This window comes from Sphingomonas flavida (assembly GCF_036663655.1).
In the GTDB taxonomy this organism is placed as follows: Bacteria; Pseudomonadota; Alphaproteobacteria; order Sphingomonadales; family Sphingomonadaceae; genus Sphingomonas.
Window position 1 is genome coordinate 173,293 of the sequence record NZ_JAXOJH010000005.1, and the last position, 15,228, is coordinate 188,520.

General features: G+C 67.5%; 13 protein-coding genes. 6 read left to right on the forward strand and 7 right to left on the reverse strand.

Annotated features, from left to right (window positions below; all coding sequences use genetic code 11):
* Positions 1 to 16 precede the first annotated feature (16 nt).
* Entirely contained in the window at positions 17 to 607 is a 591-nt protein-coding gene (locus tag U1703_RS08100) for a nitroreductase family protein (RefSeq protein ID WP_332785282.1), read from the reverse strand.
* Positions 608 to 736: 129 nt separating this feature from the next.
* On the opposite strand from U1703_RS08100, the gene U1703_RS08105 reads away from it, so the two are divergent.
* On the forward strand, positions 737 to 2,323 hold the full coding sequence (locus U1703_RS08105) for a peptide MFS transporter (protein ID WP_332785283.1): 1,587 nt from the start codon (positions 737 to 739) through the stop codon (positions 2,321 to 2,323).
* A gap of 190 nt (positions 2,324 to 2,513) precedes the next feature.
* Here U1703_RS08105 and U1703_RS08110 read toward each other — a convergent pair whose 3' ends face one another.
* Entirely contained in the window at positions 2,514 to 3,506 is a 993-nt protein-coding gene (locus U1703_RS08110; RefSeq protein ID WP_332785284.1) for an aldo/keto reductase, read from the reverse strand.
* Positions 3,503 to 4,747 carry a dicarboxylate/amino acid:cation symporter gene (locus U1703_RS08115; protein WP_332785285.1) on the reverse strand — a complete coding sequence of 415 codons (1,245 nt, stop codon included), beginning with the start codon at positions 4,745 to 4,747 and terminating at the stop codon, positions 3,503 to 3,505. The genes U1703_RS08110 and U1703_RS08115 overlap by 4 nt, the downstream gene beginning before the upstream one ends.
* Before the next feature lie 98 nt (positions 4,748 to 4,845).
* Here U1703_RS08115 and glmM point away from each other — a divergent pair, with 98 nt between their 5' ends.
* From glmM to U1703_RS08140, 5 genes are all read left to right on the forward strand, one after another.
* Positions 4,846 to 6,186: a phosphoglucosamine mutase gene (gene glmM, locus U1703_RS08120; protein WP_332785286.1), complete on the forward strand. Its 1,341-nt coding sequence runs from the start codon at positions 4,846 to 4,848 to the stop codon at positions 6,184 to 6,186.
* Complete coding sequence (locus tag U1703_RS08125) at positions 6,186 to 6,410, forward strand: DUF1272 domain-containing protein (protein ID WP_332785287.1); 225 nt, start codon at positions 6,186 to 6,188, stop codon at positions 6,408 to 6,410. Before glmM ends, U1703_RS08125 begins: the two co-directional genes overlap by 1 nt.
* Before the next feature lie 57 nt (positions 6,411 to 6,467).
* Entirely contained in the window at positions 6,468 to 7,154 is a 687-nt protein-coding gene (gene gpmA, locus U1703_RS08130; RefSeq protein ID WP_332785288.1) for a 2,3-diphosphoglycerate-dependent phosphoglycerate mutase, read from the forward strand.
* Between the two features lie 293 nt (positions 7,155 to 7,447).
* A complete protein-coding gene (purE, locus tag U1703_RS08135; protein ID WP_332785289.1) occupies positions 7,448 to 7,906 on the forward strand; it encodes a 5-(carboxyamino)imidazole ribonucleotide mutase in 459 nt (152 codons plus the stop codon).
* Positions 7,907 to 7,913: 7 nt separating this feature from the next.
* Positions 7,914 to 8,969 (forward strand): 5-(carboxyamino)imidazole ribonucleotide synthase, encoded by a 1,056-nt coding sequence (locus U1703_RS08140; RefSeq protein ID WP_332785328.1) that lies wholly within the window; start codon positions 7,914 to 7,916, stop codon positions 8,967 to 8,969.
* A gap of 3 nt (positions 8,970 to 8,972) precedes the next feature.
* On the opposite strand, the gene U1703_RS08145 is transcribed toward U1703_RS08140, so the two are convergent.
* From U1703_RS08145 to U1703_RS08160, 4 genes are all read right to left on the reverse strand, one after another.
* Positions 8,973 to 9,794 (reverse strand): TonB family protein, encoded by an 822-nt coding sequence (locus U1703_RS08145; RefSeq protein WP_332785290.1) that lies wholly within the window; start codon positions 9,792 to 9,794, stop codon positions 8,973 to 8,975.
* 45 nt (positions 9,795 to 9,839) lie between these two features.
* Entirely contained in the window at positions 9,840 to 11,645 is a 1,806-nt protein-coding gene (locus tag U1703_RS08150) for a DUF885 domain-containing protein (protein WP_332785291.1), read from the reverse strand.
* A gap of 240 nt (positions 11,646 to 11,885) precedes the next feature.
* Positions 11,886 to 12,185, reverse strand: a complete 300-nt coding sequence (locus U1703_RS08155) for a hypothetical protein (protein ID WP_320451331.1) — start codon at positions 12,183 to 12,185, stop codon at positions 11,886 to 11,888.
* A gap of 12 nt (positions 12,186 to 12,197) precedes the next feature.
* Positions 12,198 to 15,050: a M16 family metallopeptidase gene (locus U1703_RS08160; protein ID WP_332785292.1), complete on the reverse strand. Its 2,853-nt coding sequence runs from the start codon at positions 15,048 to 15,050 to the stop codon at positions 12,198 to 12,200.
* Between the last annotated feature and the right edge of the window lie 178 nt (positions 15,051 to 15,228).

Here is a 15,228-nt window from a genome sequence, read left to right on the forward strand (position 1 = left end):
GCGGCCGCTGCTCGGCTTATCCGTTCCACGTCGACACGATCCGCGCCATGTCCGGGCGCGGGCGTTCCTCGAGCGGGCGGCCGGGCGTGCCGAGGAAGACGAAGCCGACGATCCGCTCGGGCGCGGTCCCGAACGCATTGCGCACCGCCTCCGAAAAGGCGGGCCAGCCGGTCAGCCAGCCGCCCGCATAGCCCAGCGCATGGGCGGCATGGAGCAGGTTCATGCACGCCGCACCTGCCGACAATTCCTGTTCCCACATCGGAATATGGCTGTCGGGGCGCGGGGACGACAGCACGACCACCAGCGACGGGGCCTGGTGCGCGAACTGTTCGAGCGAGGCGATCTCGGTCGCGCCCGCCTGCGGCCGTTCGGCGCGATAGGCGCTGGTGATGACCTCCGCCAGCTTCCCGCGCGCCTCGGTCGGCACGATCACGAAGCGCCAGGGGGCCAGCTTGCCATGGTCGGGCGTGCGCGCCGCGATGGCCAGCATGTCCGCCAGTTCGGCCGCGTCCGGGCCCGGCGCGACCAGGTCGCGGGGCTTGCCCGACCGGCGCGTCGCTAGCAGCGTGAGGGGGGTCGAGCGATCGTTGAAAGCCATATCCGTCATGGCTTACATCCTTACGTCGTCGCGCATGATATTTACAGTCGCGGCTTTGGCGTTAGGTTACCAAAGCATTACGCCCCCGCGTGCGCCCCTGGTCGCACCGGGGGCGATTCCGATGGAGTGAACGCCAGCATGGCGACTGCGTATGAGGCCGCCGCGCGCGGCAAAACGGTTTTGGGCCATCCCCGAGGCCTGTTCCTGTTGTTCTTCACCGAGATGTGGGAGCGTTTTTCCTATTACGGAATGCGCGCCATCCTGGTCTTCTACCTGACCAAGCATTTCCTGTTCACCGACGAACCGGCCTTCGGCATCTACGCCGCCTATACCTCGCTGGTCTATGTGACGCCGGTGATCGGCGGCTATCTCGCCGACCGTTACCTGGGGGCCAGGCGCGCGGTGTTGGCCGGGGGACTGTTCATCGCCTTCGGCCATATGCTGATCGCGGTCATGGAGGGGCCGCAGGGTGCACAGGGCGCCTATCTGGAGGGCTTCTACCTCGCGCTTGCCTCGATCGTCATCGGCACCGGCTTTCTGAAAGCCAATATCTCGGTGCTGGTGGGACAGCTTTATGCGCGCGACGACATGCGCCGCGATCCCGCCTTCTCGATCTTCTACATGGGCATCAACGTGGGCGGCGCGCTGGGGCCGATCGTGTGCGGCGTGCTGGGTGAGACGGTCGGCTGGGCCTATGGCTTCGGCGCGGCGGGCGTCGGCATGGTGCTGGGCCTCATCGCCTTCATCGCCCTCAAGCGCGAACTGCACGGCGCCGGCGAAGCGCCGTCGCTGCCCGCGCTGCGCGCGCCGGTCGTCGCCGGGCTGTCGCGCGAATGGCTGATCTATCTGGGCGCGATCGTCGCCACGCTGGGTGTGTGGCAGCTGATCCAGCATCAGGATGCGGTCGGCACGCTGCTGGTCGTCTTCGCGGCCGCCACCGTCCTGTTCATCCTGTGGCGCGCGGTGTTCCAGCTGCCCAAGGTGGACCGCGACCGCATCTTCGCCGCGCTGTTCCTGATCGCGCTGTGCCCGCTGTTCTGGGCGCTGTTCGAGCAGGCGGGTTCGTCGTTGAACCTCTATACCGATCGCTCGGTCGACCGGACGCTGATGGGGTGGACCATCCCGGCCTCGGCCTTCCAGTCGGTCAACTCGATCTTCATCATCCTGCTGGCGCCGATGTTCGCCGCGTTGTGGACGATCCTGGGCAAGCGCGGGTGGGAGCCCAGCGCACCGTTCAAGTTCGGCATCGGCCTGGTCGGGGTCGGCGCGGGCTTCATGGTGCTGGTCGCGGGCGCGGCGGCCTATGCGGGGATGCCGACGCCGGTGATCTTCGTCATCCTGGTCTATCTGATCCACACCATGGCGGAACTGTGCTTCTCGCCGGTCGGTCTGGCCGCCATGACGCGGCTGTCGCTGCCCAGCATGACGGGGCTGATGATGGGCACCTGGTTCCTGGCGACGGCAGCGGGCAACTTCATCGCCGGGCTGATAGCGCAGGCGACCGGCGGCGAGGGCGCGGGGCCCGAAAAGGTGCTCGACGTCTATACACGGATCGGCTGGTTCTCGATCGGGATCGGCATCGTCGTGCTGGTCGTGTCACCCTTCATCGCCAAGCTGATGCACCTCGACCTGTTGAAGGCCGATGCGGCGCTGGCGGGGACCAAGGAGCTGGCCGAACCGGCGGCGGCGGGCGTCGATACGCGGCTGGAGCAGAAGCCGCATTGATGGCAGCGGGGCGGTTCGGAATGACCGGCCGCCCCTTTTTCCCCCTCCCTGCTCTTCCGCTCCCCCCCACCTCCGTTCGCACTGAGCGAAGTCGAAGTGCACGGGATGACGCCTGCGGACAGGCCGGGGCGTGGGCTTCGACTTCGCTCAGCCTGAACGGAGGTTCGGAAGTATCATTCCGATACGCGGCTCAGAGCCGCGTCATCGACAACGCCTTCTCGCCATAACGCGGCCCCGCCGTGGCACCGCGCGGCGCGGCTTCGTCCAGCTTCGCCAGATCCTCGGCCGACAGCGTCAATTCCGCCGCCTTCATCGAATCCTCCAGCGTCGCGCGGCGCTTGGAGCCCGGGATCGGTACGATATCGTCGCCCTGCGCCAGCAGCCAGGCCAGCGCGACTTGCGCGGCGCTCGCGTCATGCGCGGCGGCGATGGTCTTTACCACGTCGACCAGCTTCAGGTTGCGGTCGAAATTCTCGTCCGAATAACGCGGATCGTTCCGCCGATAATCCCCCTCGGGCAGGTCCTCGCGCGACGAGATCTGCCCGGTCAGGAAGCCGCGCCCCAGCGGGCTGTACGGCACGAAACCGATGCCGAGTTCGCGCACCACCGGCAGAATGTCCGCCTCGACATCACGCTCCCATAGCGAATATTCGGACTGGACCGCCGCGATCGGGTGGACGGCGGCGGCGCGGCGGATGGTGTCGGCGCTCGCCTCGGACAGGCCCAGGCGGCGGACCTTGCCCTGCTCGACCAGGCGGCCCATCGCGCCCACCGTCTCCTCGATGGGGACATTGGGGTCGACGCGGTGCTGATAGAACAGGTCGATCGTCTCGACCCCCAGCCGCTTGAGCGAGCCTTCGCAGGCGCGCTGGACATTGGCCGGGGTGGAATCGACGCCGGTCATGCCGTTCTCGTCATAGCGAAAGCCGAACTTGGTCGCGATGACGACCGCATCGCGCTTGCCGCGAATGGCCCGGCCGACCAGTTCCTCATTGGCCAGCGGGCCATAGATTTCGGCGGTGTCCAACAGGGTCACGCCCAGTTCGATCGCGCGGTGGATGGTCGCGATGCTCTCCGCCTCGCTCGCCTCGCCATACATGTTGCGGCCGACACCGGCCATCGGCATGCAACCCAGGCCCAGTGCGGAAACCTCGAATTCGGGGCCGAGAGTGCGATATTTCATGGGGTATCCTCATCGATCGTGCCGCTCCAGCGCGAAACGGTCGCGGTGGCGGCAAGGTCCATGCTGACATTGCCCAGGGTCCTGAAAATGTCCGGAATCGTCTCGACTGCGATCAGCAGCCCCAGTGGTGCGGCAGGCACCCCCAGCGCGACGCAGACCGGCGCGATCGAGGCGAAGAAGGTGATCTGCGACGGCAGGCTGGCCGAACCCAGCGAGACGAGGATCGCCGCCACGACCGATGCCGCGACCGCCGCCGGGCCGGGCACGATGCCGAACCAGTCGGCGATATAGAGGGCGACCGCGACGTTCATCGCGGGCTGCGTCGCCCGGAACATCGCCACCGCCATCGGCAGCACCAGGCTGGAGGTGGCAGGCGCGATGCGCAGGGTCTTCGTGCCCTCGACCATGGCGGGCAGGCTGGCCAGCGAACTCTGCGTCGAGATCGCGACCGCCTGGGCCGGGGCCAGCGCACGGGCGAAGCGGGGCAGCGGGACCCGCGCTCCGATCGCCGCGACGCCGTACGCCATCAGCATGACGATGACGCCGATCGTGGCGATGATCCCGATATAATGGACCAGCGCGCCGAACGCCGCGCTCCCCGCGCTGGCCCCCACCACGAAGGCCAGGGCGAAGACGCCGACCGGTGCCAGCCACAGCACCCAGCCGATCAGGACCAGCATCGCATCGCGGATCGCGGTGAAGAAGCCGAGCAACTGCGCCCGCCCCTCGCCCTCGATCCGGGTTATCGCAAAGGCAAAGGCGAGGGTGAACAGGATCAGCGACAGCAGCGCGTTGTTGGTCGCGGCGGCAAAGATGTTGGTGGGCACGATGCCGGTCAGGAATTCGGATATCGGGGGTGTCGGCCCGACGGGCGCGGCATGGCCGAGCGCAGTCTTCAGCGCCGCCGCCGCCCCGCGCGGGATCGGCACGAGACGCAGCAGGATCGGCGTGACCAGCGCCGCCATCGTCGCAGTCAGCGTGACGAGGCCGAGGAAGGTCACGATCGCCCGCCCCGCGATCCGCCCCGCCTGCGCGGCCTGCGCGGTGGCGGCGACGCCGGTGATCAGCAGCGTGACGACCAGCGGAATGACCGTCATCTGTAACCCGTTGAGCCACAAGGTACCCAGCGGCCCCGCCACGTCCATCCCCCATCCCGCGACCCAGGGCGAGAGCGTCGCGGTCCCCACCCCGGCCAACAGACCGGCGGCAAGACAGAGAAGGATCAGGGAGGCACGGGACATGAGGGCCCTTCGACGTCTTTGAGCTTTTGGAAAGGTCACGCTAAACGGGACGCGACCACAATCTGTTTCCTCTTTTAGACCGGCAGGGACTTGGCCGTATGGCAAGAAAATATTTCGGCACCGATGGCATTCGCGGCGCGACCAACGGCGCGGTAATGACCGCCGAAATGGCGATGAAGGTCGGCATGGCGGCCGGGGCCTATTTCCAGCGCGGCGATCATCGCCACCGCGTCGTCATCGGCAAGGACACCCGCCTGTCGGGCTATATGCTCGAATCGGCGCTCGTCGCGGGCTTCACCAGCGTCGGCATGGACGTGGTGATGCTCGGACCGCTGCCCACCCCTGCGGTCGCGATGCTGACCCATTCGATGCGCGCCGATATCGGCGTGATGATCTCGGCCAGTCACAATCCGTTCGCCGACAATGGCATCAAGCTGTTCGGCCCCGATGGCTACAAGCTGTCGGACGAGGCCGAGGAATCGATCGAGGACCTGATCGAGCAGAATGTGCCGCTGGTGCCGTCGGGCAAGATCGGGCGCGCACGCCGGGTCGACGACGCGGCGGGTCGCTATATCCACTTTGCAAAGTCGACCTTCCCGCAGTCGCTTCGTCTTGATGGCCTGCGCGTCGTGATCGATTGCGCCAACGGCGCGGCGTACAAGGTCGCGCCCGCTGCCCTTTGGGAACTGGGCGCGGACGTGGTCGCGATCGGCGTGACCCCCAACGGCACCAACATCAATGACGGCGTCGGCTCGACCGCACCGCAGACGCTGGCCGAGACGGTGGTGGCGAGCGGCGCCGACATCGGCATAGCGCTGGACGGCGATGCCGACCGCCTGATCATCGTCGACGAAACCGGCGCGGTGGTGGACGGCGACCAGCTGATGGCGATGATCGCAACCAGCTATGCCCGCGAGGGACGGCTGGCGGGCGGCGGCCTGGTCGCCACCGTCATGTCGAACCTGGGGCTGGAGCGGCATCTGGCGGCGCAGGGCCTGGGCCTGATCCGCACCAAGGTCGGCGACCGCCATGTGCTGGAGGCGATGCGAACGCGCGGCTATAATGTCGGCGGCGAGCAGTCGGGGCATATCATCCTGTCCGACTATGCCCGCACCGGCGACGGGCTGGTCGCCGCGCTCCAGGTGCTGGCCGAGTTGAAGCGCGCAGGCGCGCCCGCCAGCGAGGTGCTGCACCGTTTCGACCCTCTGCCCCAGCTTCTGAAGAATGTCCGCTTCGCGGGCGGAAAGCCGCTGGACCATGAGAAGGTGCAGGGCGTGATCGCCGCCGCCGAAGCCGAATTGGCCGGGCGTGGTCGCCTGGTCATCCGCCCGTCGGGCACCGAGCCGGTCATCCGCGTAATGGCCGAGGGCGAGGACAAGCGCCAGGTCGAGACGCTGGTCGACCGGATCTGCGACGTGGTGCGCGAGGTGGCCGCCTGATGCTCGAGATGCGACCCGATTGCGAGCGCTGCGGCACGGACCTGCCCCCGTCGCAGGGCGGCGCGTTCATCTGCTCGCTGGAGACGACCTATTGCGCCGAATGTGCCGACGAACTGGACGAGACCTGTCCCGATTGCGGCGGCGAACTGCTCGACCGGCCGACGCGCATGGGCCGCGTGCTGAAGGCCAATCCCGCCGCGACGCAGGGCCGTTTCCGCGGCTGACCTCGACCCGGCGAACCCACCGCTCTATGCGGTCCCCATCACATTGAAGGAGTTTCCATGCCCCAGCTCGTCCTGATCCGCCACGGCCAGTCCGCCTGGAACCTCGAGAATCGCTTTACCGGCTGGTGGGACGTCGACGTGACCGCGCAAGGCGCGGCGGAGGCGCGTGCGGCGGGCGCGATGATGGCCGAGAAGGGCCTCGACTTCGACCTGACCTTCACCAGCCTCCAGACCCGCGCGATCAAGACGCTGAACCTGGCACTGGAGACGATGGGCCGCCTCTGGCTGCCGACCGAGAAGCACTGGCGGCTGAACGAGCGTCATTATGGCGGGCTGACGGGCCTGGACAAGGCGGAGACGGCGGCCAAGCATGGCGAGGATCAGGTCAAGATCTGGCGTCGCAGCTTCGACGTCCCCCCGCCCCCGGCCGAGGCGGGCGGCGAGTTCGATGTGTCGGGCGACATCCGCTACAAGGACATCGCGGTTCCCCAGACCGAGAGCCTGAAGGACACGATCGCGCGCGTCCTGCCCTATTGGGACGAGCGCATCGCGCCTGCGCTGCGCGACGGCAACCGCGTACTGATCTCGGCGCACGGCAACTCGCTGCGCGCGCTGGTCAAGCATCTGTCGAACATCCCGGACGACGAGATCACCGGCCTGGAAATCCCGACCGCGCAGCCGATCGTCTATGAACTGGCCGACGACCTGACGCCGACCGACCGCTATTATCTGTCGGAACGGTAATCGACGCGGGGGTGGTCGGATGAGCGACCACCCCTGGTTTTGCCCTGTCGGGCAGGTGTCGTCCCTTCGACTTTGCTCAGGCTGAACGGGCCTTTGGCTTACCAAACCTCCATTCAGGCTGAGCGAAGTCGAAGCCCACGCCCCCACGCTCCGCCAAAAATCCGCGCCGGTTCCCCCGAACGTATACGGGAGGTTGCCCCCCTCGCCGCGTCCCGCTAGTCAGCCCGCTTCTCCGGCACCGGGGCCAGAGGGGCTAAGGCGGAAGAGCGGATATGACGTCGGTCGGGATCATCATGGGGTCCACTTCGGACTGGGAAACGATGCGGCACGCTGCCGAGACGCTGGAGGCGCTGGGCGTGGCGCATGAAACCCGCGTCGTCTCCGCACATCGCACGCCGCAGCGCCTGTACGACTATGCCACCACCGCCGCCGATCGCGGGATCAAGGTCATCATCGCGGGCGCCGGGGGTGCGGCGCATCTGCCGGGCATGGCCGCGTCGATGACGCACCTGCCGGTGCTGGGCGTGCCGGTGGAGTCCAAGGCATTGAAGGGCATGGATAGCCTGTTGTCGATCGTCCAGATGCCCGGCGGCATCCCGGTCGGCACGCTGGCCATCGGCAAGGCGGGGGCGATCAATGCCGGCCTGCTCGCCGCCTCGATCCTGTCGCTGTCCGACGAGGGCCTGACCGAACGTCTCAAGGACTGGCGTCAGCGCCAGACCGACAATGTCGCCAACGATCCGCAAGGGTAAGACGATCATGCTGAAGCCGGGTTCGACGATCGGGATTCTGGGTGGCGGCCAGCTGGGCCGGATGCTGGCGGTGGCCGCGGCGCAACTGGGCTATCGCACCCAGGTGCTGGCCCCCGACGAGGACAGCGTGGCGGCGCAGACCGCGTCCTCGCTGACCCGCGCGGATTATCACAACACGGTCGTGCTCACCGACTTCGCCGCCGCCTGCGACGTGGTGACCTATGAGTTCGAGAATGTCGATGTGACGCCGGTCGAATGGCTGGCCGAGCGGTTGCCCGTCCATCCCTCGCCCGCCGCGCTGCGTGTCGCGCAGGACCGGATCGCCGAGAAGAGCTTTGTCGAGAAGGTCGGCGGCCGCCCCGCCCCCTGGGCACCGGTGAACTCCGCCACTGACCTGACCGAGGCATTGGAGCGGATCGGCTGCCCCGCCATCCTGAAGACCACCCGATTCGGTTATGACGGCAAGGGCCAGGCCCTGATCCGCGACATCGCCGAAGCGCCCGCTGCGTTCGAGGCGATCGGCGGCCCGGCGGTGCTGGAGGGGTTCATCCACTTCAGCCACGAGTTCTCGATCGTGATCGCTCGCGGCGAAGACGGACAGGCGGTCCGCTACGACCCGCCGCACAATATCCACCGCGACGCGATCCTGCGCACCTCGACCCTGCCCGCCCCGGCCGAGATCCTGGCCCAGGCCGAGGAGGCGACCGCGCTCGCCATCCGCATCGCCGAGGAGCTGGGCTATGTCGGCGTGCTCGCCTGCGAGTTCTTCGCGACCGACAACGGCCCCGTCTTCAACGAGATGGCGCCGCGCGTCCACAATTCGGGTCACTGGACGATCGAGGGGGCCGAAACCTCGCAGTTCGAAAACCACATCCGCGCGATCTGCGGCCTGCCGCTGGGCGACACGTCGCTGACCGGGGCCTGGGTGCAGATGGAAAACCTGATCGGCGACGACGCTTGGGAAGGCGCGCTCAGCGAAAAGGGTACGCACCTGCACCTCTATGGCAAGGGCGAGGCGCGGCCGGGACGCAAGATGGGGCATATCACCCGGGTGACGCGGTAAGGGTCAGCGAATCGCCCGCCGCACGTCGAAGGTCACCGGCACCAGCACCTGCGCCTGGATGACCTCGTTGCCCTTCATCACGGGCCGGATGCGAAAGCGCGGATAGAGCGTCATGGCCGCCGCACCGAAGCCGCGCTTGACGGGGCGCTCGGCGATGATCGAGCAGCTTTTCGGGCGACCGGGGGTCGGCACCACGCATAGCAGCACGGCCACCCCGCTGACCCCGCCCATGCGGGCCATTTTCGGAAAAGCGTCGTCGATCAGGTCCTGAGGTGGCTTTTCGATCCATTCCGCCCAGGAAAAGCGGAGCCGCCCCTCGCCCGGACCATCGCCGTTCCCGCGCCCGTTGCCCGTCCCCGAGCCTTCACCACCCGTGCCGCGTCCGCTGGTTAGACCCTGCCCCCGCCCGTCGGAGGCCGTGGTGCCGGTGCGCAGCGGCAGGTCGGTCGTAACCTCTCCGGCGGCCGGGGCGGGCAGCTCGACACGATCGAAATGGGCCGGTGCAACCGCCGCCGGAGCCGCCTGCTGCGCCTCGGGTGCCGGCGCCTCACGGGGCGCGCCGCCCCCGGCGGTCGGACGGATCACCCGACTCTCGCGCTCGACCGGCGCGGGGGCCGGGGGTGGCGGCGTGACGGGAACCGGCGGCGGTTCGGGAAGAGGGAAGACGTTCACCAGCGTCAAGCTCGGCTGATCCGGCCTGGGCTCCGATCGGAACGGCGTCAGCCATAGTAGCAGGGCCAGAATCGCCAGATGCACCATCAGCGTGGCGATGGCCGCCGCCGATTGCCGCCCTCTGTCCTGCCGGACCGAAACGCTCCCATGCATCGCCTGATTCTCCCATGGGGAGGATCATCGCGACGCCGATTCGGGTCAAGTCCGCGCCCAATCCTCCCCGATGCGGCGCAGTACGTCGAGCGGCACGCGGCCATGGCGCAGCACGGCGGTGTGGAACGCCTTCAAGTCGAACCGGTCGCCCTGTCGCTTCTTGGCGGCATCGCGGATGTCGACGAACACGGAATGGCCGAGCTTGTAGCTCGCCGCCTGGCCCGGATTGACGCAGTAGCGCTCGACCTCGCGCGTGGCGAAGCCCTCGGCCTCGCCCTCCGCCTCGACGAAATGGCGGATCGCCTGTCCGCGGGTCCAGCGCAGGTGATGCAGCCCGGTGTCGACGACGCAACGATTGGCGCGGAACAGCAGGAACTTCAGATAGCCCAGCTGCCCCAGCGGATCGTCGTCATACATGCCGATCTCGTCCGCCAGCTGCTCGGCATAGAGCGCCCAGCCCTCGCCATAACCCGAAAAGCCGTTGATCTTGCGGATCAGCGGCAGGCGCGTGTTCGACAGCGCCAGCCCGCTCTCCATCTGATGGCCCGGCAGCCCTTCGTGATAGACGGTCGTCGCCAGGCAGAATTTGGGCCAGTCGGCGCTGTCCTTCAGGTTGAAATAGACGAGGCCGGGGCGCGAGCCGTCGATCGCGGGGGCCTGCGCAAAGGCCGCCGCCGCGCCCGCTTCGGTCTGGGGCGGTACCCGGCGCACCTCGAAGCCATAGGGCGGGATGCGCTCGAACGCCTGCGGCAGGCGGGTGCGGATCGCGTCGAGCCGTGCGTTGCAATAGGCGATGGCGGCGCGCTTGCCCTCGTCGGTGTTGGGGTAAAGCTGGTCCGGGTTCTTGTAAAGCGCGGCCATGCGCTGGCCGACCGTTCCTTTCGTGAAGCCCTGTTTGCGAAGCAGGGCGTCGAGCCGCGCCGACAGCATCGCCGCCTGGTCGCGGCCGAAGCGGTGGACTTCGTCGGGCGAGAAGCTGGTTGTCGTATTGGCCTTCAGCGCGACCGGATAATAGGCCGCGCCCTGGGGCAGTTTCCAGACGCCCGCATCATGCGTGGCCTTGGTGCGCAACGCCTTCGCAAAGGCGATCTGGCGGTCGAGCGCGGGGAGGATTTCGGCGTCGTAGATCTGGGTGGCCTGCTGCCCGTAACGCTCGCCCAGCCCCTTTTCGGCGGTGCGACGCGCCAGTGACTGGACCACCAGCGCTTCCGACGCGGGCTGGCGGGTCTTGCCCATCTGCTCGAGCGCCAGATCGAGGATGAAGTCGGGCGGCACCACCCCCTGGCCTGCATCATGGCGCATCCGGTCGGTCTGTGCGTCGATCTGGCGGGCAAAGGCGCGCAGTCGCATCACATAGGCATCGGCATCGCCCGCGCTCGCGATCTTGTGCTTGGTGTCGAGAAAGTCGGGCACCAACTGGTATGCGCCCGACAGCTGCGACACGACATAGGGGCTGGGGCCATAAGAGCTTCCGCCGAAGTCGAAGGCCTGCACCGCCTGTGCCGAGCGGCGGGTATAGAGGATCGATTCCAGGTCGATCCGCTCCTCGGGCGACAGGGTGGCGGGGTCGATCGCCTCCAGCCGCGACAGATCGGCCCTGGTCGCGACCTTTGCCGCCGCGATCCCGGCGGGCGACTGGTCGGAGAGCTTGCTGCGCAGATCGGCGTTGGGACCGGTGTCGAGCCCCAGATTGGTGGCGCCCTCGGGACCACGGCGAAGCTGTTCCTGGACCAGCGTGTCGAACAGCGCCGTGAGTTTGGCCGAGGGGGTGTCCTGGGCGACGATGGCCTCGCTTTGCGCAGCGACGGCCATGGCGGCGGTCCCGCCCAGGAAATGGCGACGGTCGATCATGCTGGTCCCCTATGTGTCTTTGGGGGCAGCGTAACGGGATTTGGCGGGAATTGAACCGGTTATGTGGTGGGTTCAGCCCATGGCCTTCGACTTCGCTCAGCCTGAACAGCGGTTGGTATGGAGCCGCGCTTACCCCACCCCCGTTCAGCCTCAGCCAAGTCGAAGGCCACGCCCCACCCCCACGAAAAAGGGCGGCGCGTCCTCCGACGCACCGCCCTTCCCCGTCTCACCGGGCGAAGATCACCCCGCACGCGTGCCCGACAGCGGGAAGCTGCCGAACGCGCCCGCGCCGACCGATCCGGTCAGCGTGTCGCCATCGGCGGTCGCTTCGCAGTCCAGCGTCATCGGCATCGGCGAGGAAATGGACATCTTCCAGTGGATCGTGTTGCCCGACACGTCGCCCTCGATGTCCATCGCACCCATCTGGCCGCCGCCCGAACCCGTGAAGCGATCACCCTCGGTCGTGACCGTCAGCGTCATCTCCTGATCGCCCAGCGGCGACTTCACGATGCAGTCCCAGGTTCCGTCGATATCGGCCATTGCCACTCTCCCTTATTGTGCCGCCGGAGCGGACGCGACGACCGCCGATGGCTCGATCACCTCGACGGGCAGGCCCAGCGTATCAAGCTGCGGCTTGACCGTCTTGGCATCGCCGACCACCACCCAGACGAAGCTCTTGGGGTTCAACGCCGCCTGGATCGACTTGTTCAGCTCCGGCAGGGTCATCGCCTGATAACGCTGGGTGATCGTCGCATAGTAATTGTCCGGGCGACGATACAGGTCGTTGGCCTGCATCGCCGACAGGACCGCGCCCGAGGTTTCGAAATTGCCCGACAGCGAGCGGATCGCACCGGTGATCGCGCGGTCGAACTCGACCCGGTCCATCGGCTTGGTGGTCAGGAACTCGGCCACGTCCACCCGCAGCGCGTCGATCGACGGGCCGGTCTTGTCCGCCTGGACCGGTGCCGACATGATATAGGGCGCCGCGAATTCCGATGTCTGGAACCCGCCCCGCACGCCGTACGACCAGTGCTTGTTCTCGCGGATGTCGGTGTTGATCCGGCTGAGGAAGCTGCCGCCCAGCGCGTCGTTCGCCGTGTTCTGGAGCAGCAGATTGTCGATGCCCTTCAAGGACGTCGGCGCACCCGCCATGATCATCGACTGCGGGCTGTCCGGGCGGTTGACCAGCACGATCTTCGGCGCGGAGGGCTGGCCCGCGGTGAAGTTCTTCACGCCGCCCGCGCCGGTGGCACGCCAGTCGCCGAACACGCGGTCCAGCGCGGCCTTGACCTCGGCGAGCGGACGGTCCGAGGTCACGAACACCTTGGCCTTGTCGGGACGCAGCCAGGCCTGCTGGAACGCGACCAGCTGGTCACGGGTCATCGCCGCCACCGCCGCCGGATCGCCCGCGCCCTGCGCCTTGGCATAGGGGCTGGTCGGCCCATAGACGAGCGGCGGCAGGACACGGCCCGCCAGCCCCTGCGGGCTGGTCAGTTCCTGCTTGATGCCCGCCAGCGTCTGCGTCTTCACCCGCGCCAGTTCGGGATCGGGGAAGGCCGGGTTGCGGACGATATCGGCATAGAGGTCGAGCGCGGGGACCAGGTTGGCGCTCGGCACGTCCAGCCCGACGACGGTGCGGTCGTTCGACGCGCTCGACCCGATCGTCGCGCCCAGACGCTCCTGCTCCTCGGCGATGGCGATCGTGTTGCGGCGCGTGGTGCCCTCGTCCAGCATCGACTGGACCATGCGCTGCGTGCCCAGCTTGCCGGGCACGTCGGCCGCGATCCCGGCGTCGAAGGACATGGCGATCTGCGTCACCGGCACCGCGGTGCGCTGCGCGTAGATCAGCTCGATGCCATTGGCCAGGCGGCTACGCTGGACCGTCGGGAAGCTCAGCGGCTTGACCTGACCCACCTCGGGCAGGGCGCCGCGCGTGCCCTTGGCGGGCTGGTCGGGCGCTGCGGGCACATCGGCGCGCGGCGGCACCTTGGCCTCTTCATAGGCGTCGCGGGCGCCCGGCACGACGGTCAGCGTATAGGCCGGACGCGACAGCCACTTGTCCGCCGCCGCCTTCACGGTCGCGGGCGTCTGCGCCGCGATCTGTTCCAGCTGCTTCTTATATTTGCCCGGATCGTTCGAATAGAGCGCGCCCTCGGCCAGCGCGACCGCCTTGCCGCCAAAGCCGCCGACCGATTCCAGCCCCTGGACACGGCCCGAGACATAACGGGTCACGGCGCGCTGCACCTCGTCGGCGGTCGGCCCCTTGGCCAGGAAGTCGGCCAGGATTTCCTGCATCCGCTTGTCGACCAATGCGGGGTCGACGCCGGGGCGCACGATCGCGGTCATGTTGAACATGCCCACCTGCGCGAAGGGACGGTCGCTCGCCGACACCTGCACCGCCAGCTTTTCCTGCTTCACCAGGATATTGTCGAGCCGCGACGAGGCCAGGCCGCCCAGGATCGAACCCGCGACCACCAGCGAGGCGCTTTCGGGATCGTTCAGGCCGGGCACCGCCCAGTTGCGGCTGACCATGACCGCCGCCACGCGGTCCTTCATCACCTCGTTGACGGGGGCGGGCAGCGTCGGGATCGTCACCGTCGGCAGCACGCTTTCTGGGCCGGCTTTGATCGCGCCGAAATACTTCTCGACCAGCGGCTTGGCGGTCGCGACGTCGATGTCACCCGCCAGCACCAGCACCGCGTTGTTCGGGCCATAATGGCTGCGGAACCAGTCCTTCACCGTCTCCAGCGAAGCCTGGTCGAGATCGGCCATCGAACCGATGGTGCTGTGCGCATACGGATGGCCCTCGGGGAACAGGCCCGACAGGATCTTGTACTGGGTCAGGCCGTAAGGCTGGTTGTCGCCCTGGCGCTTCTCGTTCTGGACGACGCCGCGCTGCTCGTCGAGCACGCCCTGCGTCACCGCGCCGAGCAGATAGCCCATGCGATCCGACTCCAGGAACAGCGCACGGTCGAGCGCGGCGGTCGGCACCGTCTCGAAATAATTGGTCCGGTCGAAATAGGTGGTGCCGTTATAATCGGTGGCACCCACCGACTTGAGCGGCGCGAAGAAGTCGCCGGGGGCGTTTTCCGAGCCGTTGAACATCAGATGTTCGAACAGATGCGCAAAGCCCGTCTTGCCCTTGGGCTCATGCTTCGAGCCGACATCGTACCAGACGCTGACCGCGACGACCGGTGCCTTGCGGTCGGTGTGGACGACGACGCGCAACCCGTTCTTCAGGGTGAAGGTCTGATAGGGAATATCGACCGCCTTCACGAGGGTCGACACGGGCGCGGGCTTCGATGCGGGCGCGGGCTTTGATGCGGTCTGGGCCAGCACGGCCGGGCTGGACATGGCAAATGCAAGGGCGGCGGCGCCGGTCAGCGCCACGGACTTGGTACGCATATTCTTTGAGTCTCCCCACTCAAGTGTATGGCGCGACCATAGCGGGCGTGCGGCGGACCGCAATCCCACCACGACGAACCGATTTCGTCAGGAACGGCGGCGGACCCTTTCGTTATCGAAACGGCCATCCCATGTTGCGGACAGGAAATTCCGCCAACCCCTTGTGTTGCACAAATGC